Source organism: Nocardioides sp. NPDC057767 (assembly GCF_042798275.1).
Lineage (GTDB): Bacteria > Actinomycetota > Actinomycetes > Propionibacteriales > Nocardioidaceae > Nocardioides.
On record NZ_JBHVKJ010000078.1, the window covers coordinates 1 to 21,033 of the forward strand.

General features: G+C 67.7%; 17 protein-coding genes and 1 tRNA gene. 15 read left to right on the plus strand and 3 right to left on the minus strand.

Features of this window, described 5'->3' with window-relative positions; genetic code table 11:
* Nucleotides 1–25 precede the first annotated feature (25 nt).
* Nucleotides 26–361, minus strand: coding sequence for a DUF4190 domain-containing protein (locus tag ACFVDI_RS26240; RefSeq protein WP_378911762.1), 336 nt, complete (start codon nt 359–361; stop codon nt 26–28).
* Between the two features lie 147 nt (nt 362–508).
* Between ACFVDI_RS26240 and trpC the strand changes: the two genes are divergently transcribed.
* The 10 genes from trpC (at nt 509) to pyk (ending at nt 15,176) form a co-directional block, all read left to right on the plus strand.
* Nucleotides 509–1,291, plus strand: coding sequence for an indole-3-glycerol phosphate synthase TrpC (gene trpC, locus ACFVDI_RS26245; protein ID WP_378911763.1), 783 nt, complete (start codon nt 509–511; stop codon nt 1,289–1,291).
* A 32-nt stretch (nt 1,292–1,323) separates the two neighbouring features.
* Nucleotides 1,324–2,583, plus strand: coding sequence for a tryptophan synthase subunit beta (gene trpB, locus ACFVDI_RS26250; RefSeq protein ID WP_378911764.1), 1,260 nt, complete (start codon nt 1,324–1,326; stop codon nt 2,581–2,583).
* Nucleotides 2,580–3,377, plus strand: a complete 798-nt coding sequence (gene trpA / locus ACFVDI_RS26255; protein ID WP_378911766.1) for a tryptophan synthase subunit alpha — start codon at nt 2,580–2,582, stop codon at nt 3,375–3,377. The genes trpB and trpA overlap by 4 nt, the downstream gene beginning before the upstream one ends.
* Nucleotides 3,374–3,997, plus strand: a complete 624-nt coding sequence (locus ACFVDI_RS26260) for an SCO family protein (RefSeq protein WP_378911768.1) — start codon at nt 3,374–3,376, stop codon at nt 3,995–3,997. Before trpA ends, ACFVDI_RS26260 begins: the two co-directional genes overlap by 4 nt.
* 27 nt (nt 3,998–4,024) lie before the next feature.
* Nucleotides 4,025–4,963 (plus strand): prolipoprotein diacylglyceryl transferase, encoded by a 939-nt coding sequence (lgt, locus tag ACFVDI_RS26265; protein WP_378911770.1) that lies wholly within the window; start codon nt 4,025–4,027, stop codon nt 4,961–4,963.
* Between the two features lie 77 nt (nt 4,964–5,040).
* Nucleotides 5,041–6,573 carry a hypothetical protein gene (locus tag ACFVDI_RS26270; RefSeq protein WP_378911771.1) on the plus strand — a complete coding sequence of 511 codons (1,533 nt, stop codon included), beginning with the start codon at nt 5,041–5,043 and terminating at the stop codon, nt 6,571–6,573.
* A gap of 12 nt (nt 6,574–6,585) precedes the next feature.
* A complete protein-coding gene (locus ACFVDI_RS26275) occupies nt 6,586–7,050 on the plus strand; it encodes a hypothetical protein (protein ID WP_378911772.1) in 465 nt (154 codons plus the stop codon).
* 323 nt (nt 7,051–7,373) lie between these two features.
* On the plus strand, nt 7,374–11,930 hold the full coding sequence (gene gltB / locus ACFVDI_RS26280; RefSeq protein ID WP_378911774.1) for a glutamate synthase large subunit: 4,557 nt from the start codon (nt 7,374–7,376) through the stop codon (nt 11,928–11,930).
* Complete coding sequence (locus ACFVDI_RS26285) at nt 11,923–13,389, plus strand: glutamate synthase subunit beta (RefSeq protein ID WP_378911775.1); 1,467 nt, start codon at nt 11,923–11,925, stop codon at nt 13,387–13,389. Before gltB ends, ACFVDI_RS26285 begins: the two co-directional genes overlap by 8 nt.
* A gap of 317 nt (nt 13,390–13,706) precedes the next feature.
* Complete coding sequence (gene pyk / locus ACFVDI_RS26290; protein WP_378911776.1) at nt 13,707–15,176, plus strand: pyruvate kinase; 1,470 nt, start codon at nt 13,707–13,709, stop codon at nt 15,174–15,176.
* Here the strand turns inward: pyk and ACFVDI_RS26295 are convergent.
* A complete protein-coding gene (locus ACFVDI_RS26295) occupies nt 15,173–15,916 on the minus strand; it encodes a helix-turn-helix domain-containing protein (RefSeq protein ID WP_378911777.1) in 744 nt (247 codons plus the stop codon). The two genes, pyk and ACFVDI_RS26295, sit on opposite strands and share 4 nt — an antisense overlap.
* Before the next feature lie 53 nt (nt 15,917–15,969).
* A tRNA-Leu gene (locus ACFVDI_RS26300) sits at nt 15,970–16,045 on the minus strand.
* A gap of 92 nt (nt 16,046–16,137) precedes the next feature.
* Between ACFVDI_RS26300 and ACFVDI_RS26305 the strand changes: the two genes are divergently transcribed.
* The 5 genes from ACFVDI_RS26305 (at nt 16,138) to ACFVDI_RS26325 (ending at nt 20,989) form a co-directional block, all read left to right on the plus strand.
* Complete coding sequence (locus ACFVDI_RS26305; RefSeq protein ID WP_378911780.1) at nt 16,138–16,767, plus strand: ANTAR domain-containing response regulator; 630 nt, start codon at nt 16,138–16,140, stop codon at nt 16,765–16,767.
* A 167-nt stretch (nt 16,768–16,934) separates the two neighbouring features.
* The gene (locus tag ACFVDI_RS26310; protein WP_378911781.1) at nt 16,935–18,275 is read left to right on the plus strand and encodes a hypothetical protein; all 1,341 of its coding nucleotides are present in this window, start codon (nt 16,935–16,937) and stop codon (nt 18,273–18,275) included.
* Between the two features lie 8 nt (nt 18,276–18,283).
* Nucleotides 18,284–19,276: a branched-chain amino acid ABC transporter permease gene (locus tag ACFVDI_RS26315; protein WP_378911783.1), complete on the plus strand. Its 993-nt coding sequence runs from the start codon at nt 18,284–18,286 to the stop codon at nt 19,274–19,276.
* Between the two features lies 1 nt (nt 19,277).
* A complete protein-coding gene (locus ACFVDI_RS26320) occupies nt 19,278–20,213 on the plus strand; it encodes an ABC transporter ATP-binding protein (protein WP_378911814.1) in 936 nt (311 codons plus the stop codon).
* Nucleotides 20,210–20,989: an ABC transporter ATP-binding protein gene (locus ACFVDI_RS26325; protein WP_378911815.1), complete on the plus strand. Its 780-nt coding sequence runs from the start codon at nt 20,210–20,212 to the stop codon at nt 20,987–20,989. Before ACFVDI_RS26320 ends, ACFVDI_RS26325 begins: the two co-directional genes overlap by 4 nt.
* The last annotated feature ends 44 nt before the right edge of the window (nt 20,990–21,033 follow it).

The following is a 21,033-nucleotide window of genomic DNA, read 5'->3' on the forward strand; positions in this document are numbered from 1 at the left end:
GCCTCGCTGATTTCCGAGCCGAGGCTCAGTAGGTGCTGGTGCTGCCATTGAAGGTCAGGACGCCGGTGGCGTACAGAATGATGTTGAGGATGAAGAGCACGATGCTCACGATGCCGAGGATGAACCCGGCCGTGGCCATGCCTCGACCGCCCTGCGCGCCGCCGGAGCCATCGATCTCGCCTTGGGCCATCTTGCCCAGGATGATCGCCGGGATGCCGGCGAAGATGGAGCAGCACGGAATGCTGAGAATGCCGAGGACAAGTGCCCAGGTCGCCTTCTTGTTGTTGCCCGCAGGCTGGCCGGGCTGCCCGGGCGCCGGCGAACCGTACGGCGGCGGTGGCGGCGGAGTTCCGTAGCTCATGTGTCTGACCTCCAAAGTCAGGCGAGTTGGGTTGAGGTGAAAGAAACTTAACGTTTCCCGCCCGCACTGTGGCGCCAAATCGGGCGTGTCACGGTTCGGGTGAGAGGCTTTGCACGTGGGTCTTACCCAGAAACGAGAGGTTTAAACATGTCGGTGCTCGAGAAGATCATCGACGGCGTACGTCTGGACCTGGCGCAGCGCCAGGAGACGGTGTCGGAGGCGGACCTGCGGGCTCGCCTGGCCGACGTCGATGCGCCGCGCGACCCGATGCCGCACTTCCGGGCGGCGGGCAGCAGCGTGATCGCCGAGGTGAAGCGGAAGAGCCCCTCCAAGGGTGCTCTGGCCGACATCCCCGACCCGGCCGAGCTCGCCCAGAAGTACGCCGCCGGCGGTGCCGCCGCGATCTCGGTGCTCACCGAGGAACGTCGCTTCGGGGGGTCGCTCGCCGATCTGGTCGCGGTCCGCGCGGCCGTCGAGACGCCGATCCTGCGCAAGGACTTCATCGTCGAGCACTACCAGCTGCTCGAGGCCCGGGCCGCCGGAGCGGATCTGGCTCTGCTGATCGTGGCCGCGCTGGACGACGACACCTTGCATCGCCTCTACGACCAGGCAGGTGAGCTGGGGCTCACCGTGCTGGTCGAGACCCACGACGAGGACGAGGTCGCCCGGGCGGTCGACCTCGGCGCCGAGCTGATCGGCGTCAACGCGCGCAACCTGAAGACCCTGGAGATCGACCAGGACGTCTTCGGACGGCTCGCCCCGCTCATCCCCGAAGACCGGGTGAAGGTCGCCGAGTCGGGCATCTTCACCGCCACCGACGTCAAGCGCCACGTCTCCGAAGGGGCCCGCGCGGTCCTGGTCGGCGAGGCGCTGGTCAAGCATGGCGACCCGCAAGCCACGGTCGCCGAGTTCACCGGAATCCAAGGCTGAGGCCAAGAGTAGATCCGAGAGCAGATACAGCCATGACAACTCACATCCACGAGACGACTTCCTACGACGCCGACGAGTTCGGCTGGTTCGGTGGTGAGGCCGAGGGGTTCGGCGGCCGCTTCATGCCCGAGGCGCTGATGAAGGCGCTCACCGAGCTCGACGACGCCTGGCAGAAGGCGAAGGCCGACCCGGAGTTCGTGGCCGAGTTCGACGCGATCCTGCGGGACTACGCCAACCTGCCGAGCCCGCTCTACCACGCGACCCGGCTCTCCGAGCAGCTCGGCGTGCGGGTCCTTCTCAAGCGCGAGGACCTCAACCACACCGGCGCTCACAAGATCCGCAACGTGCTGGGCCAGGCCCTGCTCACCAAGCGGATGGGCAAGACCCGGGTGATCGCCGAGACCGGTGCCGGCCAGCACGGCGTGGCCTCGGCGACCGCGGCCGCCTACTTCGGCCTGGACTGCACCGTCTACATGGGCAAGGTCGACACCGACCGTCAGGCGCTCAACGTGGCCCGGATGCGGCTGCTCGGCGCCGAGGTCGTCCCGGTGCCCTCCGGAAGCGGCACCCTCAAGGACGCCATCAACGAGGCGCTGCGCGACTGGGTCGCGAGCGTCGACCACACCGCCTACCTGTTCGGCACCGCCGCCGGGCCCCACCCGTTCCCGACGCTGGTCCGCGACATCGTGCGCGGCATCGGCGACGAGGCCCGGGCGCAGGCGATCGAGCAGTTCGGTGGTCTCCCGAACGCTGTCGTGGCCGCGGTCGGCGGTGGCTCCAACGCCATCGGTCTCTTCACCGCGTTCCTGGACGACGAGGCCGTCGAGATCCACGGCTTCGAGGCCGGGGGAGAGGGGTTCGAGACCGGCCGCCACGCCGCCACCATCCAGGCCAACGACCCGGGCGTACTCCACGGCGCCCGCACCTACGTGCTCCAGGACGAGGACGGCCAGACCATCGAGTCCCACTCGATCTCCGCCGGTCTCGACTACCCGGGCGTCGGCCCGCAGCACGCCTGGCTGGCCAAGTCCGGCCGGGCGAGCTACACGAGCGTCACCGACAAGGAGGCGATGGACGCCTTCGCGCTGCTCTCCCGCACCGAGGGCATCATCCCGGCGATCGAGTCGGCCCACGCGATCGCCGGCGCCATCAAGATCGCCCCGGAGATCAAGGAGCGCCATGGCGAGGACGCCACGATCCTGATCAACCTGTCCGGTCGTGGCGACAAGGACATGGGCACGGCCATCGAATACTTCGGGCTCGGAGACAGCAACCAGGGAGAGAGCAAGTGAGTACGTCGGTAGCGTTCGAGAAGGCGAAGGTCGAGAACCGCGCCGCCCTGGTCGGCTACCTGCCCGCGGGCTTCCCGTCGGTCGAGGGCTCGATCGAGGCGCTCACCACCATGGTCGAGGCCGGCTGCGACATCATCGAGATCGGCCTGCCCTACTCCGACCCGGTCATGGACGGCCCCACGATCCAGGATGCCGTGCAGCAGGCACTCGACGGCGGCGTACGTGTCGACGACGTGTTCCGCGTCGTCGAGGCCGTGGCCGCGACCGGGGTGCCGACGCTGGTGATGACCAGCTGGAACCCGATCGAGCGTCGTGGCGTGGACCGCTTCGCCCAGCAGCTGCAGGACGCCGGCGGCGCAGGACTGATCACGCCCGACATCACCCCCGACTTCGCGCCGGAGTGGATCGAGGTCGCCGACGCCCGCGACCTCGACAAGGTCTTCCTGGTCGCGCCGAGCAGCACCGACGAGCGGATCGCGATGACCACGGCCCAGTGCCGCGGCTTCGTCTACGCCACCGCGGTCATGGGCGTCACCGGTGCCCGCGCCAAGACCTCCGACCTGGCCGCCCCGCTGGTCGCCCGCACGAAGAAGACCACCGACCTGCCCGTCGGTGTCGGCCTCGGGGTCAGCAACGGCGCCCAGGCGGCGGAGATGGCCGCGTACGCCGATGGCGTCATCGTCGGCTCCGCCTTCGTGCGTACGCTGCTGGACAACCGCTCCGACGAGCAGGCGGCGCTCAAGGCGCTGGCGAGCCTGACCGAGGACCTGGCCGCGGGAGTCCGCGCGCGTTGAGGTTCCTCGTCCTACCCGTCCTGCTCGCTCTCGTCGGAGTCCTCAGCGGCTGCGGCGCGGCCGGCACCGGCCAGGCGCCGGCCTCGGCGATGACCGGGCAGGAGCACACCCCCTACCAGCTCGCAGACACCGCGCTGACCGACACCGACGGTGAGCCCTTCTCGCTGGCCACCGACGCCGACAAGCCGTTGACGCTGGTGTTCTACGGCTACACCCAGTGCCCCGACGAGTGTCCGCTGGTCATGTCGAGCCTGACCGCGGGGCTCACTCGCCTCGACGACGCCGACCGGGAGAAGGTCGACGTGGTGTTCGTGACCACCGACCCGGTACGCGACACGACGCAGGTGCTGGAGAAGTACCTCGAGCGCTACGACGACGACTTCATCGGCCTCACCGGGGACCTGAAGGACATCGTCACGCTGGCCGAGTCGATGCGGCTCTACATAGGGGACGCCGACCGGCTACCCAGTGGGGGCTACGATCTCGGGGTCCACGACACCCACGTCTCGGCGGTCTCCGACGGACGCGCCAGCGTGGTGTGGTCGATGAACACCTCGCCCAAGCAGTTCGCCGACGACATCCACCACCTCCTCAGTCAGAAACCAGCCAGCCAGAGCTAGTAGGAAGAGCGCCGCATGATGCTCCCGATGTCCATCCCCAGCCCGGCCGAAGGTGTGCTCTGGCTCGGACCGATCCCGCTGCGCGGCTACGCCTTCGCGATCATCCTCGGCATCATCGTCGCCGTCTGGGTCTCCGAGAAGCGCTGGCAGGCCAGGGGTGGCCGTCTCGGTGACATCCAGGACATCGCGCTGTGGGCGGTGCCGTTCGGTCTCGTCGGTGGCCGGATCTACCACGTCATGACCGACTGGCAGCTCTACTTCGGCGACGGCGCCAACCCGATCGAGGCTCTCTACATCTGGCGCGGTGGTCTCGGCGTATGGGGCGCGATCGCGCTCGGCGCCGTGGGCGCCATCATCGGCGCCCGGATCAAGGGCATCAAGATCATCCCGCTGCTGGACACCATCGCCCCGACCTGCCTGCTGGCGATGGGCATCGGCCGCTGGGGCAACTGGTTCAACCAGGAGCTCTACGGCCGGCCCACCGACCTGCCCTGGGGTCTGGAGATCGACCCGTCGCGCTTTCCCGACGGCCCCAGCCAGTTCCCGGTCGGCACCACGTTCCACCCGACGTTCCTCTACGAGTTCCTCTGGGACATCGCGCTCTTCTTCGTGATCGTCTACCTGCAGAAGAAGCTGCGCCTGGGCGGCGGCCGCGTGGTCGCCCTCTACGTGATGGCCTACTGCCTCGGCCGGGGCCTGATCGAGACCCTGCGCATCGACAACGTCCAGCTGGCCAACGTGCTCGGTCTGCGCTGGAGCGAGTGGATGTCGATCATCCTGTTCGTCCTGGCCGCGGCATGGTGGGTCTACGCCACCTTCACCGGTCGGGGAACGATGGAGGACACGGTGTACGTCACCCAGGAGACCGAGGTCGAAGACGAAATCGATGAGGGCAATCCGGAAGCCGCCGATGAAAGCATCGGGGAAGACGCCGGGGACGACGCCTCCGCCGGATCTCAGACGTAGGCGCTGCGCCTCCTTGACCTTCCCCAGCCACGGGGCTACGGTCCACCGCGCCAGGGCGCGACACCACGATCTCGGGAGTGAAGATGGCCGCCAGCGGGGGAGACCTGTCTTCGGGTCTGCAAAGTTTTGCCGAATTGCCGGAACTTGTGGAGCAGATGGCGATCGCGGCGCTGGAAGCGGAGATCTCCTGGGTCGGCGTCAACGGTGCGTACCCCGTCGGAGATGCCGATCACGGGTGGCGCGCTGCACAGGGTGATGGCGGCGAGACGCTATTTGTCTCTGCCTCCGGCCGATTGCCCGGTGGGGGATCGGTGGACTCATTCGTCAGCCAGCACGCCGGTCACTGGGTTTTCGTGAACGGTGCCCAAGCCAACGACGCGTCAGCCACGGCCAGCCCTGTGTCCTACAACATCTTCACTGATACTCCGATGCGGCTGGAGAATTGGCGTGGCGCGATCGGTGATGCTTTCAGGCCATGGCAGACATTGCCCGAGGAAGGCGCGATTCGGGCGGCGGCCGAAGAAATCGGCAATCGAGTGGCGGGACTGACCATGAGTTTCGGTGGCGCGGGTGGCCAAGGCACGGAGACCTCAGGCGCCGGACTGGCTGGTGAGATCCGCGACCCCCACTGGGCGGCCAAGGTGCAAAGTGGCATCGAGGAATCAAGTGAGCTCAAGGGCTATGCGATGGATGTCTTCAAGCTGAAGTTCATCTACCCGATGCCGTTCGTCGTCTCCAACATTCAAGTCCTGTTGCTCGCTACGGCGTGCACGATGGCCGCTCAGGCCGGTGTGATCGAAGCCGCAAAGGCCACGGTTGGGAGTTTCGCCAAGGCTGGGATAGCAGCGATGGAAGCATCGAACCGGAACCGTGTCGGCGGTGATTCGACGAACGCGCCCAAGGCATTCCTCCTGATGGCTGGCGCGGCTGCCGCTGCCGCGAGCACCTTGCTCAGCGGCCCGGTCGGGCTCGGTGCCGCCGCCAGCCTCGCTGGCACTGCGCTCGGACTTGGCGCGAGCGTTGCCGGAGGTGACTTCGCAGGAAAAGAAGTCGAGTTCGTCGGGGAACGGCCAGAGGACGTATATCAGAAGATCGTCGATGAGTTGGTTGAGGTCAACGCGAAGATGGCCGCAGAGGAGGACGGGCTGTCTAGCGCCTTCACGACGTGGAACGATGAAGTGCTTGCCGACCCGGACGCGTTCGGCGTGCCCAAGACCGTCGAGCCCTATTCCGATCCAGCCGATCGGGAGATCGTCATGGACGCTCGCACGGTGGGCATCGCAGGCGAGCTGCTCATCGATGTCGGGCAACAGGTGCTCAAGGTGGCGCGGAGCGCGGATTTGTCCCGTGGCGCCTACCTCCGCGATGGATCGCTGGGGATAGGGGACTCCGGGGCGTTCGCTACGATCCGGGCCTGCTCGACCCTCGGCGAGAGTGTGTGCAGCAACTATTCCCAACACCTCGAGGTCGCCTCAGAGCGTCTCGAGGACGCCTACCGGCATGTCGCGAACGTCGACGGCGATGTGGGTGATGCGTTCCGGCGCTGGACCGACCAGGTCGGCGACATCTATGCACCGCAGATGCAAGGCCCCCGAGTTCCCGGCTTCTAGGAGACGAGCACGATGACCACAAGACTTCCCGATGATGCCCCCAAGTTGGGCCGGTACGTTGCGCTCGGGATCGTTCTCGTAGCCGGAGCGCTGGCGTGCCTGATCCAAGTCGGCACTCTCAAACAGTTCGAATCGAAGGCGCCTCTGGACCCAACTGCTCTGCAGATCGATCTTGGAGCCGGATCGAATCAAGAAGCGACCGCCTCTGGCCTGGTCTACTGTGCCTCACTCGCAGACCTTCAGTCGGCGGCGCCATCCGCGGACGGGTACGTCGATGGCTCCGATTCTGACGACGTATGGAGGCCGACTGGTGAAGCAGCCACGGAGATCAGTCGCGTGTGCGCCTCCCGGCGCGCTGCAACCGCAGCCAAGATTGCAGTGTATGCCGGCGGCGGCGGGTTTCTCGGTGCGCTCGGGATCGGTCTGCTGCTGACGTGTCATCTTCTGCGCGTGAACTTCGCGCCCAAGCGAGAGTGACCTCAAGGGCCTGAGAACGACGGGGTATCCTTGTCAAACGCCTGATCGGGCGAGAACTCTGGCGCAAGGAAGCGCCGCGCAGGAGGGCGTCCACCGTTCGACCCTCGTTCGCAACCTACGCGTGACACAGTGGTAACCTAGCCGCACTCGCGCGGGCCAACGCTGTCCCCTGCAGATTGCCAGTTTCATCCCCGCAAGGGCGCGCGCACCTGTCGCAGAACATCCCCACGCTCCGGACCCGGCTCGAAGCAGAGTCGGAAACCCGGGGCTATTGGGCTGCGTCGGATCGTGCGTTCCCGAGCCCGGACAGACGGGAGATCCCGGTGCCGTACGAGCACTCGTATCCATCCCCCCAGGGCCTCTACGACCCTCGGTTCGAGAAGGACGCCTGCGGCGTCGCCATGGTCGCAACACTGACCGGCGTCGCCAGCCACGACATCGTGAAGCAGGGCATCCGTGCCCTGGTGAATCTCGACCACCGCGGCGCCGCCGGCGCCGAGACCAACTCTGGCGATGGCGCCGGGATCCTGCTGCAGGTCCCCGACGCGTTCCTGCGTGAGGTCGTCGACTTCGACCTCCCGGCCGAGCGTGCCTACGCCGTCGGCACCGCCTTCATCCCGGGCGACGTCGACCAGGTCGAGCGCACCATCAAGCTGGTCGAGGACATCGCGACCGAGGAGGGCCTCGAGGTCCTCGGCTGGCGTGACGTACCGGTCAACCCGGACTCCCTCGGCGCGACCGCGAAGGCGGTCATGCCGACCTTCCGCCAGCTCTTCGTCGCCGGCGCCAAGCAGCGCGTGACGGGCCTGGCCCTGGAGCGGCTCGCATTCTGCCTGCGCAAGCGCGCGGAGAAGGAGACCGACGTCTACTTCCCGTCGCTGTCGAGCCGCACCATCGTCTACAAGGGCATGCTCACCACGCCCCAGCTGGCCGACGTGTTCCCCGACCTGGTCGACGAGCGGGTCGCCTCCGCGATCGCCGTCGTCCACAGCCGGTTCTCGACCAACACCTTCCCGAGCTGGCCGCTGAGCCACCCGTTCCGGTTCATCGCCCACAACGGCGAGATCAACACCGTGATGGGCAACCGCAACTGGATGAAGGCCCGCGAGGCGCTGCTCTCCTCCGAGCTGATCCCGGGTGACCTGGAGCGGCTCTTCCCGATCTGCACCGAGGGCGCCTCCGACTCGGCCTCCTTCGACGAGGTCCTCGAGCTCCTCCACCTGGCCGGCCGCAGCCTGCCGCACGCCATGCTGATGATGATCCCGGAGGCGTGGGAGAAGCACGAGGAGATGGACCCCGCCCGCAAGGCGTTCTACGAGTTCCATTCCTCGCTGATGGAGCCCTGGGACGGCCCCGCGTCGGTCGTGTTCACCGACGGCACCCAGATCGGCGCGGTCCTCGACCGCAACGGTCTGCGTCCCTCCCGCTACTGGGTCACCGAGGACGGCCTGGTCGTGCTCGGCTCCGAGGCCGGCGTGCTCGACGACATCGACCCCGCGACCGTGGTCCGCAAGGGCCGCGTCCAGCCGGGCAAGATGTTCCTGGTCGACACCGCCGAGCACCGCATCATCGAGGACGACGAGATCAAGTCCGAGCTCGCCGCGGAGCACCCCTACGACGAGTGGCTCCACGCCGGTCTCGTACGCCTCGAGGACATCCCCGAGCGCGAGCACATCGTCCACACCCACGCGAGTGTGACCCGCCGCCAGCAGGTCTTCGGCTACACCGAGGAGGAGCTGCGGATCCTGCTCGCGCCGATGGCCAACACCGGCGCCGAGCCGATCGGCTCGATGGGCACCGACAGCCCGATCGCGGCGCTGAGCGACAAGCCGCGGATGCTGTTCGACTACTTCGCCCAGCTCTTCGCGCAGGTCACCAACCCGCCGTTGGACGCGATCCGCGAGGAACTCGTCACCAGCCTCAACGGCACCATCGGCGCCGAGTCCAACCTGCTCAACCCGGGCCCGGCCTCGTGTCGTCAGATCGTGCTGCCGTTCCCGGTCATCTCCAACGACGACCTGGCCAAGATCCGTCACATCAACCGTGACGGCGACATGCCGGGCTTCCAGGTCCACATCGTCCGCGGCCTCTACGAGGTCGACGGCGGTGCCGAGGCGCTCCGCACCCGCCTGGACGAGATCTCGGCCGAGGTCTCCCAGGCGATCGACGACGGGGCCCGGATCATCGTCCTCTCCGACCGTCACTCCACCCAGGAGATGGCGCCGATCCCGTCGCTGCTGCTCACCGGCGCCGTCCACCACCACCTCGTCCGCGAGCGCACCCGCTCGCAGGTCGGCCTGCTGATCGAGGCCGGCGACGTACGCGAGGTCCACCACGTCGCCCTGCTGATCGGCTACGGCGCCGCCGCGGTCAACCCCTACCTGGCAGTCGAGTCCGTCGAGGACCTCGCCTATGAGGGCTACTACGTGAAGGCCGACGCCGAGAAGGCGATGGCCAACACGATCAAGGCGCTCGGCAAGGGTGTTCTCAAGGTGATGTCGAAGATCGGCGTCTCCACCGTCGCCTCCTACACCGGCGCGCAGATCTTCGAGGCCGTTGGGCTGTCGAAGGAGGTCGTGGACCGCTACTTCACCGGCACCACCTCCAAGCTCGGCGGCATCGGCCTCGACGTGATCGCCGAGGAGGTCGCCAAGCGGCACGCCACCGCCTACCCGCGCGACGGCGTCGCCAACGCCCACCGCGCGCTGCCCATCGGCGGCGAATACCAGTGGCGCCGCGAGGGTGAGCCGCACCTGTTCGACCCGGAGACGGTCTTCCGCCTCCAGCACGCCACCCGCAGCGGCCGCTACGACGTCTTCAAGCAGTACACCGACCGCGTCAACGAGCAGTCCGAGCGGCTGATGACGCTGCGCGGGCTCTTCAAGCTCAAGAGCGCCGAGGAGCTGGGCCGTCAGAAGATCTCGATCGACGAGGTCGAGCCCGTCGAGGCGATCGTCAAGCGCTTCTCCACCGGCGCGATGTCCTACGGCTCGATCTCCAAGGAGGCTCACGAGACGCTGGCCGTCGCGATGAACATCCTCGGCGGCAAGTCCAACACCGGTGAGGGCGGCGAGGACCCCGAGCGGCTCTACGACCCCGAGCGGCGCTCCTCGATCAAGCAGGTCGCGTCTGGTCGCTTCGGTGTGACGAGCGAATACCTGACGAACGCCGACGACATCCAGATCAAGATGGCCCAGGGCGCCAAGCCCGGTGAGGGCGGTCAGCTGCCTGGTCACAAGGTCTACCCGTGGGTGGCCAAGACCCGTCACTCGACGCCGGGCGTGGGACTGATCTCCCCGCCGCCGCACCACGACATCTACTCGATCGAGGATCTCGCCCAGCTGATCCACGACCTGAAGAACGCCAACCCGAGCGCTCGCGTCCACGTGAAGCTCGTGGCCGAGGTCGGCGTCGGCACGGTCGCGGCGGGTGTCTCCAAGGCCCACGCCGACGTGGTCCTGATCTCCGGTCACGACGGCGGCACCGGTGCCTCCCCGCTCACCTCGCTCAAGCACGCGGGTGGCCCGTGGGAGCTCGGCCTCGCCGAGGCGCAGCAGACACTGCTCCTCAACGGCCTGCGCGACCGGATCGTGGTGCAGACCGACGGCCAGCTCAAGACCGGCCGTGACGTGGTCATCGCCGCGCTGCTCGGCGCCGAGGAGTTCGGCTTCGCCACCGCGCCGCTGGTCGTCTCCGGCTGCGTGATGATGCGGGTCTGCCACCTCGACACCTGCCCGGTCGGCGTCGCCACCCAGAACCCGGTCCTGCGGGAGCGGTTCACCGGCAAGGCGGAGTACGTCGTCAACTTCATGCGCTACATCGCCGAGGAGGTCCGCGAGCTCCTCGCCGAGCTGGGCTTCCGCAGCATCGACGAGGCGGTCGGTCACGCCGAGGCGCTCGACGCCCGCGACGCGATCGACCACTGGAAGGCCTCCGGGCTCGACCTCTCGCCGATCTTCACCCGGGTGGAGTCGCCGCAGCAGTTCGCCGACCAGGACCTCTACAACACCAAGGGCCAGGACCACGGCCTGGAGAAGTCCCTGGACGTCAACGAGCTGGTGCCGCTCGCGGCACCCGCTCTCGAGCGCGGCGAGCCCGTGCGCGCCCAGCTGCCGATCCGCAACGTCAACCGCACGGTCGGCACGATCCTCGGTCACGAGATCACCAAGCGCTACCGCGGTGAGGGCCTGCCCGAGGGCACGATCGACATCACCTTCACCGGCTCCGCGGGCCAGTCCTTCGGCGCGTTCATCCCCAAGGGGCTGACGCTGCGCCTGGAGGGCGACGCCAACGACTATGTCGGCAAGGGCCTCTCCGGTGGCCGCGTGGTCATCCGCCCGGAGCGTACGGCCGGGTTCAAGGCCGAGGAGCACATCATCGCCGGCAACACGCTGGCCTACGGCGCCACCAGCGGGCGGATCCACATCCGCGGTGGCGTGGGGGAGCGGGCCGCGGTCCGCAACTCGGGCGCCAGCATCGTCACCGAGGGTGTCGGCGACCACGGCTGCGAATACATGACCGGTGGCCGCGTGGTCGTGCTCGGCCCGACCGGACGCAACTTCGCGGCCGGTATGTCCGGCGGCATCGCCTGGGTCCTCGACTTCGCGGAGCAGCGGCTCAACGGCGAGCTGGTCGACGCCACCGGCGTCGAGGAGAAGTACGCCGCCGAGCTCGAGCAGCTGGTGCGCGACCACCTCGAGGAGACCGGCTCGGCCGTCGCCGAGGCTCTCCTGGCCGACTGGCCCAACTCTCTGACCCGCTTCACGCAGGTCATGCCCAGTGACTACAAGCGCGTGCTCGAAGCCCAGGAGGAGGCCCTCGAGGAGGGTCTCGACGAGGACGAGGCAGCGCAGCGGATTATGGAGGTCCTCCATGGCTGACCCCAAGGGTTTTCTGAAGAACGGCCGAGAGGTCGCGACCCGTCGTCCCGTCGACGAGCGGGTCAAGGACTGGCACGAGGTCTACCCGGGCAAGATCGGCAAGACCCTGCTGCCGATCATCAACACCCAGGCCTCGCGCTGCATGGACTGCGGCATCCCGTTCTGCCACCAGGGCTGCCCGCTCGGCAACATCATCCCCGAGTGGAACGACCTGGTCTGGCGCAACGACTGGGAGGGCGCCTCGGAGCGCCTGCACGCGACCAACAACTTCCCCGAGTTCACCGGCCGGCTCTGCCCGGCTCCGTGCGAGGCCGCCTGCGTCCTGGGGATCAACCAGCCCGCGGTGACGATCAAGAACATCGAGGTCTCGATCATCGACAAGGCCTGGGACTCGGGCTTCGTCAAGCCGCAGCCGCCCGAGTGGCTCTCCGGCAAGGCGGTCGCCGTCATCGGCTCCGGGCCCGCGGGCCTGGCCGCCGCCCAGCAGCTCACCCGGTCGGGCCACACCGTGGCCGTCTACGAGCGGGCCGACAAGATCGGCGGGCTGCTGCGCTACGGCATCCCGGAGTTCAAGATGGAGAAGTCGCAGGTCGACCAGCGCCTGGCGCAGATGCGCCGGGAGGGCACGGTCTTCCGGGCGGGCGTGGACGTCGGCACCGACATCACCGGCGCGCAGCTCCAGGACCGCTACGACGCCATCGTGCTGGCCAACGGCTCCACCGTGGGCCGCGACCTGCCTGTCCCCGGGCGCGAGCTCGACGGGATCCACCAGGCGATGGAGTACCTGCCGCAGTCCAACCGGGCCTCGCTCGGCGAGGCGGTCCCCGACCAGATCCTGGCCGAGGGCAAGCACGTCGTCATCATCGGTGGCGGTGACACCGGCGCCGACTGCCTCGGCACCGCGATCCGTCAGGGCGCCGAGTCGATCACGCAGCTGGAGATCATGCCGCGTCCGCCGGAGGAGCGCCCTGAGGGCCAGCCGTGGCCGACCTACCCGATGACCTATCGGGTGGCCTCCGCGCACGAGGAGGGTGGCGAGCGGGTCTACTCCGTGTCCACCAAGGAGTTCCTCGGCACCGAGGACGGCCGCGTACGCGCGTTGAAGCTCGTCGAGGTCGAGTTCATCGACGGCAAGCTGACCGAGAAGGAGGGGACCGAGAAGGAGATCCCCGCCGACCTCGTCCTGCTGGCGATGGGCTTCACCGGCCCGGAGAAGGACGGCCTCCTCACCCAGCTGGGTGTCGAGTACGACGCGCGCGGCAACGTCGCCCGCGACGACTCCTTCGCCACCTCCGTCCCCGGCGTGTACGTCGCCGGCGACGCGGGTCGGGGCCAGTCGCTGATCGTGTGGGCGATCGCCGAGGGGCGCGCCGCCGCGGCCGCGGTCGACACCTACCTGACCGGCTCGACCAACCTGCCCGCGCCGATCCGTCCGACGGACCGGCAGCTGACCATCTGAGGCCGACACGCCTAGGCACAACGGCGTGCCGACCACTGGCCCGGCACCTCCCCTTCGGAGGTGTCGGGCCAGTCGGGTCTCAGCCACCGGATCGGACGATCCGACAGAGTTCGTACACACTTGTGGCGACGAGTTTGTGGCACACGTGCATTGCCCGGGCCTGCGGTGAGCGGCTAGCTGCCGGCGACCTCGCGCCGGGCCCGGCGTAGCGGGACGACATCCGACTCGGACCAGGGCGAGAATGTCGGGTGAACGGCCTGATCAGGACGTGGTCCGGGTGCTGGTTTGAACGATCCAGAGGGGTAGTCTGGGCTCCCGTGAGAAGAGCGAAGATCGTCTGCACCCTGGGACCCGCCGTCGGGACGGAGCGTCGCATCCGCGAGCTCGTCTACGCAGGCATGGACGTGGCCCGGATGAACATGAGCCATGGGTCCCACGACGACCACTCCAGCAACTACGCGCTGGTGCGGGAAGCGGCTGCGGCGAGCGGACACAGCGTCGGCATCTTCGCCGACCTGCAGGGGCCCAAGATCCGCCTCGAGCGCTTCGAGGAGGGGTCGGCCATCCTCCACCGGGGTCAGCCCTGGACCATCACCACGCGCGAGGTGACCGGCAACGACAAGATCTGCGGCACGACCTACAAGGGCCTGCCGGGCGACGTGAAGGTCGGCGACCCGATCCTGATCGACGACGGCAAGCTGCGCCTGCGGGTCACCGCGGTCGACGACACCGACGTCCACACCGAGGTCCTGGTCGGCGGACCGGTCTCCAACAACAAGGGCATCAATCTCCCCGGCGTCGCGGTCTCCGTCCCGGCCCTGTCCGAGAAGGACGAGGAGGACCTGCGCTTCGCTCTCAAGCTCGGTGTCGACATGGTCGCGCTCAGCTTCGTGCGCAACGCGAAGGACTACGAGGACGTCCGCAAGATCATGGACGAGGAGGGGCGCGTCGTCCCGGTCATCGCCAAGATCGAGAAGCCGCAGGCGATCGACAACCTCGACGAGGTCATCGCCGCCTTCGACATGTTCATGGTCGCCCGCGGTGACCTCGGCGTGGAGTGTCCGCTCGAGGAGGTCCCGTTCCTGCAGAAGCGGATCATCGAGCTGGCCCGCCTCAACGCCAAGCCGGTCATCGTCGCCACCCAGATGCTCGACTCGATGATCGCCAACCCGGCGCCGACCCGTGCCGAGGCCAACGACGTCGCCAACGCCGTCCTCGACGGCGCCGATGCCGTGATGCTCTCCGCCGAGACGAGCGTGGGCGACTATCCGATCCACACCGTCGAGACGATGGCCCGCATCATCGCGGCCACCGAGCGCCACGCCTTCTCCCGCGACGGCTCCGCCGCCGCCGAGCTGAGCCGCATCGACTGGGACCCGCACACCCGCTCCGGCGTCATCGCCAAGGCAGCCGCCGAGGTCGCCGACCGGGTCGGCGCCAAATACCTGGTCGCCTTCACCACCTCCGGCGACTCCGCCCGCCGCCTCTCCCGGCTGCGCGGCTCGATCCCGCTGCTCGCCTTCACCCCCTCCGATGCCGTACGCAGCCAGCTGGCGCTCAGCTGGGGCACCGAGACCTTCCGCACCGACGAGGTCGAGCACACCGACGAGATGGTCCGCCAGGTCGACGAGAACCTGCTCAAGCTCGGCCGCGTCGAGGAGGGCGAGCTCGTCGTCATCATCGCCGGCTCGCCTCCCGGCATCCCCGGCTCCACCAACGCCCTGCGCATCCACCGCATCGGCGACGCGATCAACGAGGTCGCGCCCGCCTACGAGCGCAAAGGCTAGCTCTTCGGGCCGATCAACGCGTCGAGCGCCGCGACCGCCTCGCGGCGCGAGACGCTGATCGTCTTCCAGGAGGACTGGCGCCACGGGATGTCGACCAGGTCGAGCGCCCAGGTGCACAGGTCGCGGATGTCGTCCGAATGATTGACGAACTGCCAGCGGCCGTAGTCGTAGCGCTTCTTCTCCCCGGCGACGACCCGGGTCGCCCAGTTCGCCACCCGGCACCCGTCCGAATGGAACAGTCCGCGGAGGAACGGGCCCGGGTGGGCTGACACGATCGCCTGCTGCCACGGTTCGAGGGTGATCTTGCGCTCGTGCTTGCGGCCGGGGCCGTGCTGCGGGAAGAGACAGGGCAAGTGTTGCCAGTTCAGCTGAACGTCCACACAGCCGGGCTTCCTGACGATGAATACCTTGCCGCCTGGCCTGATCCGGCCGAGCAGGTCGACTACGTCGTCGATGATCCGGGGATGGGCCAGGTCGCACGTGATCCGGAGGAAGTAGAAGCGCGCGGCTTTCGCGATGTGGCCGTCGCCGAGGTAGAAACCGAGAAGCGCGGCGTACGCTTCCTCATCCACCGGCAGCTCGTTGCAGCGCGGACAGGACCCTGGTTTGCTGAGCGGTGCCCTGTCGCGCCAGTCGCGAATGGTGGACCTGGCTATGCCGGTGGTTCGTGCCGCGGTCGACAGCGATTCGCCTTGTTGAAGAAGAGCGAGCGCCTCGGCGCGAACACGGGCTCCGTACACGTTCGTAGTCTGCACGCGACCACCGACAACATGACGGAGCGCACGAACGAATTTGGTGCCCCGAGTCGGATTCGAACCGACACTATACGGTGTTTGAGACCGCCCTCTCTGCCGTTGGAGTACCGGGGCTTTGCGGCCCGCGAACGGGCCCGGCGTACGCCAAACTTACCGGACCGTGGGCGGAATCACTGCACCGGGACGTGCCCGTGATGGCCTAGTCTGTGCTCGTGACGGAGAGCAACCCCAGCAGCACCCCGGAGAGCCAGGCGCGGCGTACGGTCGTCATCGCGGAGGACGAGGTCCTGATCCGGATGGACCTCAAGGAGATGCTCACCGAAGAGGGCTACGAGGTCGTCGGTGAGGCCGGCGACGGCAAGGCCGCGATCGAGCTCGCCACCGAGCACAGACCCGATCTGGTGATCCTCGACGTGAAGATGCCGGTGCTCGACGGGATCGCGGCCGCGGAGGCGATCGCACGCGACCGGATCGCCCCGGTCGTCATGCTGACCGCCTTCTCGCAGCGTGAACTGGTGGAACGGGCCCGCGACGCGGGGGCGATGGCCTACCTCGTCAAGCCGTTCAACATCACCGACCTGGTGCCCGCGATCGAGCTGGCGGTGAGTCGCTTCCAGGAGCTCGCCCAGCTCGAGAAGGAGGTCGCCGGTCTGACCGACCGGCTGGAGACCCGCAAGGCGGTCGACCGGGCCAAGGGGATCCTCCAGGAGGGACTCACCCTGAGCGAGCCCGAGGCGTTCCGGTGGATCCAGAAGACCGCGATGGACCTGCGTCTGTCGATGCGGCAGGTCGCCGAGGGCGTCATCGAGCACGGAGTCAGCGGGCCGCGTACCTGAATCCGTGTAAACGGCACGTCACAGATCGGTTGCGGTCTCAGATGAGGGCGAACCTGTGGCTTGTTCGTGGGTGACGTCGGCCTAGACTGCCCGCGCGGATCCGGCTGACCAGCGTGTTCGGCTGGTGTCAGGATCCGTCTTCAGGACACACAGGCAGGAGTACCCACGTGCGCAAGCGGCTCTACAGAGTCCTCGTCGCGCTCATCGGTGCGCTGATGGTGCTGTTGGTAGGGAGCGCGGGTGCCGCACAGGCAACCGACACCCCACCGCCGGATGCCACCGCGATCCAGGTGACGCTTCAGGACGAGGCCAACAAGGATGCCCAAGGCAATCCGAAACCGATCTCGGGAGTGACCCTCGAGGTCAGCAAGGACGGCGAGAAGGCCGGCGAGGGCGTCACCGATGCCAAGGGTGTCGCGATCATCGTGGTCGAGGAGCTCGGCAAGTACACGGTGACACTCGACGAGAAGACCCTTCCTGAGGGGACGGTTCTCGACGAGAACACCAAGAACGAGGCCACCGTCCAAGTACGCTTCCAGGGCCCCAACAACCGGGCGATCTTCCCGATCGGCGTCACCGCCGGTGAGCAGTCGAACTTCGCCAAGGACCTCGCCCAGAACCTGCGCGCCGGCATCGTCTTCGCTCTGGTCCTGTGCCTGGCCGGCCTCGGCTTCTCGCTGATCTTCGGCACGACCGGCCTGTCCAACTTCGCCCACGGTGAGCTGCTCACCTTCGGTGCGGTGATGGCCTGGACCTTCGACCAGATCTTCAAGACCGGCGGCCTGGCCACGGTCTCGGTGATCCTGGCCGGCATCATCGCGGTCGTCCTCGGCGGTGTGGGCGGCTACGTACAGGACAAGGTCCTGTGGGGCCCGCTGCGCCGCCGCGGCACCGGTCTGATCGCGATGATGATCGTCTCGATCGGTCTGGCGATCTTCCTGCGCTACCTGTTCCAGTACTTCTACGGCTCCTCGACCCGCTCGCTGTCGCAGTACAGCGGCCAGCAGCGCGAGCAGCACTGGTACTACCTCGGCCTCTCGCTCTCCGACCGCGAGGCGATCATCGTCGTCATCTCGATCGTCACCATCACCGCGGTGTGCGTGTGGATGGCCAAGAGCCGGATGGGCAAGGCGATGCGCGCGGTCTCGGACAACCCCGCGCTGGCCGCGTCCTCGGGCCTCCGGGTCGACAGCGTCATCACCAACGCATGGGTGATCGGTGGGGCGCTGACCGCGCTGTCCGGTGTGCTCTACGCGATGCAGCTGCAGGTCAACAGCTTCATGGGCATGCGGATCCTGCTGGTCATCTTCGCCGCGGTCACCCTCGGTGGTCTCGGCACGATCTGGGGTGCACTGGTCGGCTCGATGGTGATCGGGCTCGTCTACGAGCTCGGGCCGCTGTTCGGCGTACCCACCTCGATCAAGGAGGTCGGCCCGCTGCTGATCATGATCGTGATCTTGCTGGTGCGGCCCCAGGGCATCCTGGGTCGTAAAGAGCGGCTCGGGTAGGAGAGACAATGGACATTCTCGACATTCTCCGGGCAGGGCTGCAGCAGGCGCTGGGCCCGCAGGCGATCGTCTTCGCCCTGGCTGCGATCGGCCTCAACATCCACTTCGGCTACACCGGGCTGCTCAACTTCGGCCAGGCCGGGTTCGTCGCGGTGGGTGCGTACGGTCTGGCCGTCTCCGTGGTCACCTTCGACGCCCCGTTCTGGCTCGGCATCATCATGGCGCTGGTGGCGCCGCTGGTGCTCGCCGTGATCCTGGGTGTGCCGACCCTGCGTCTGCGCGCCGACTATCTGGCGATCGTCACCATCGCCGCGGCCGAGGTGCTGCGGTTCGTCTTCGGTGCGGTGGAGACCAAGGACACCTTCGGTGGCTCCAACGGTCTCAACGGTTTCGCCAGGCCCTTCCAGCAGGCCAACCCCTACAACAGCGGCATCGACCTGGGCATCATCTCGTTCGGCCGCAACGACCTGTGGTCCCTGACCGTGGGCTGGATCCTGGTCGCGCTGTGCTGCGTGCTGGTGTGGGCGCTCATGCGCAGCCCGTGGGGCCGTGTGCTCCGCTCGATCCGCGAGGACGAGGACGCGGTGCGCTCGCTGGGCAAGAACGTCTTCGCCTACAAGATGCAGGCCCTCGCCCTCGGTGGCGTCATCGGCGGTCTGGGCGGCATGTTCCTGGCCCTCAAGCAGGCCTCGGTCGTGCCGAGCGACTACTCGACGCTGATGACCTTCTACGCCTTCGCCGCGCTGCTCCTCGGTGGCGCTGCCCGGGTGATGGGGCCGGTCATCGGTTCGATCCTGTTCTGGTTCCTGATCGCGGGGCTAGGCTCGTTCTTCAGCCAGTCGGCTGGTGAAGGTGGCTGGATCCCGTCGGTGATCATGACCGACACCCAGGCCAGCGTGATCCGCTACATCGTGCTGGGTCTGGCCATCATGCTGCTGATGATCTTCCGACCCCAGGGGATCTTCGGCGACCGTAGGGAGATCGCGATCGATGGACGCTGACATGACTGACCAGACGAACGCAGACAAGAACGCGGAGAGCAAGACCGGGCCTGCGGGCCTGGTCGGTGTGAGCACCGAGCCGGGCGCCAAGAAGCCCGACCCGATCCTGGTCGCCGACAACATCACGCGTACGTTCGGCGGGCTCACCGCCGTCGACGTCGATCACGTCGAGATCCAGCGGGGCGCGATCACCGCGCTGATCGGCCCCAACGGGGCCGGCAAGACGACGTTCTTCAACCTGCTCACCGGCTTCGACCAGCCCAACAGCGGCTCGTGGAGCCTGGAGGGCAAGTCGCTCAAGGGCGTCGCCCCCTACAAGGTGGCCCGCCTCGGGATGGTGCGCACCTTCCAGCTCACCAAGGTGCTGGCCAAACTCACCGTGATCGAGAACATGCGCCTGGGCGCCACCGGGCAGAAGGGCGAGCGGTTCTGGGCCGCGCCGTTCAAGTTCCTGTGGGGCAAGCAGGAGGACGCCGTCACGGCGAAGGCCGACGACCTGCTCGCCCGCTTCCTGCTCGACAAGAAGCGCGAGGACTTCGCCGGGTCGCTCTCCGGTGGCCAGCGCAAGCTGCTCGAGATGGCTCGCGCGCTCATGGTCGATCCGGAGGTGGTCATGCTCGACGAGCCGATGGCGGGTGTGAACCCGGCCCTGAAGCAGTCGCTGCTGGGCCACGTGAAGTCTCTGCGCGACGAGGGCCGCACGGTCCTCTTCGTCGAGCACGACATGGACATGGTCCGCGACATCTCCGACTGGGTCATCGTGATGGCGCAGGGCAAGATCGTCGCGGAGGGCACCCCGGAGTCGGTCATGGCCGACCAGCGTGTCATCGATGCCTATCTCGGGGCCCACCACGACACCGACCTGAGCGATCTCGACGAGGAGCAGCTCGAGGCCGAGGTCGAGGCCGAGATCGCCCAAGAGGAGGACGCGAAGTGACTTCCACCGATGCGGAGAAGTTCCGCGAGAAGCACCTGAGCGAGGCCGAGGGTGCGGTGCTCCGTGCCGACGGGCTCATCGCCGGCTACCTGCCCGGGGTCAACATCCTCAACGACACCGACCTCTACTGCCAGCCCGGCGAGCTGGTCGGGATCATCGGCCCCAACGGCGCCGGCAAGTCGACGCTGCTCAAGGCGCTCTTCGGTCTGGTCAAGATCCACGAGGGCACGGTCAAGCTCAACGGCGAGGACATCACCGGCAAGCGTGCCGACGAGCTGGTCAGCCGGGGGATCGGTTTCGTCCCGCAGACCAACAACGTCTTCCCGAGCCTGACCATCGAGGAGAACCTCGAGATGGGCTGCTACCAGGCCCCGAAGAAGTTCGCCGAGAGGTTCGACTTCGTCACCGGGATCTTCCCGGCCCTCGGGGAGCGGCGCAAGCAGCGTGCCGGCGGGCTCTCCGGCGGTGAGCGCCAGATGGTCGCGATGGGCCGGGCGCTGATGATGGAGCCGTCGGTCCTGCTGCTGGACGAGCCCTCCGCGGGGCTCTCGCCGGTCATGCAGGACGAGGTCTTCGTGCAGACCCGCAAGATCAACAAGGCCGGCGTCTCGGTCGTGATGGTCGAGCAGAACGCCCGCCGCTGCCTGCAGATCTGCGACCGCGGCTACGTGCTCGACCAGGGCCGTAACGCCTACACGGGTGCGGGCCGCGAGCTCGCCGACGACCCGAAGGTGATCGAGCTCTACCTCGGCACTCTGGGGACCAAGGACGACTGAGGGCGTACGTCCCGAACGACCAGGGCCCCGGAGCGCGCTGCTCC

Coding starts and splice junctions, on each gene's coding strand:
- ACFVDI_RS26315 (WP_378911783.1), top strand. CDS start 18,284: ATGGACATTCTCGACATTCTCCGGGCAGGGCTGCAGCAGGCGCTGGGC.
- ACFVDI_RS26320 (WP_378911814.1), top strand. CDS start 19,278: ATGACTGACCAGACGAACGCAGACAAGAACGCGGAGAGCAAGACCGGG.
- trpB (WP_378911764.1), top strand. CDS start 1,324: ATGACAACTCACATCCACGAGACGACTTCCTACGACGCCGACGAGTTC.
- ACFVDI_RS26285 (WP_378911775.1), top strand. CDS start 11,923: ATGGCTGACCCCAAGGGTTTTCTGAAGAACGGCCGAGAGGTCGCGACC.
- trpC (WP_378911763.1), top strand. CDS start 509: ATGTCGGTGCTCGAGAAGATCATCGACGGCGTACGTCTGGACCTGGCG.
- lgt (WP_378911770.1), top strand. CDS start 4,025: ATGTCCATCCCCAGCCCGGCCGAAGGTGTGCTCTGGCTCGGACCGATC.
- ACFVDI_RS26240 (WP_378911762.1), bottom strand. CDS start 361: ATGAGCTACGGAACTCCGCCGCCACCGCCGCCGTACGGTTCGCCGGCG.
- ACFVDI_RS26275 (WP_378911772.1), top strand. CDS start 6,586: ATGACCACAAGACTTCCCGATGATGCCCCCAAGTTGGGCCGGTACGTT.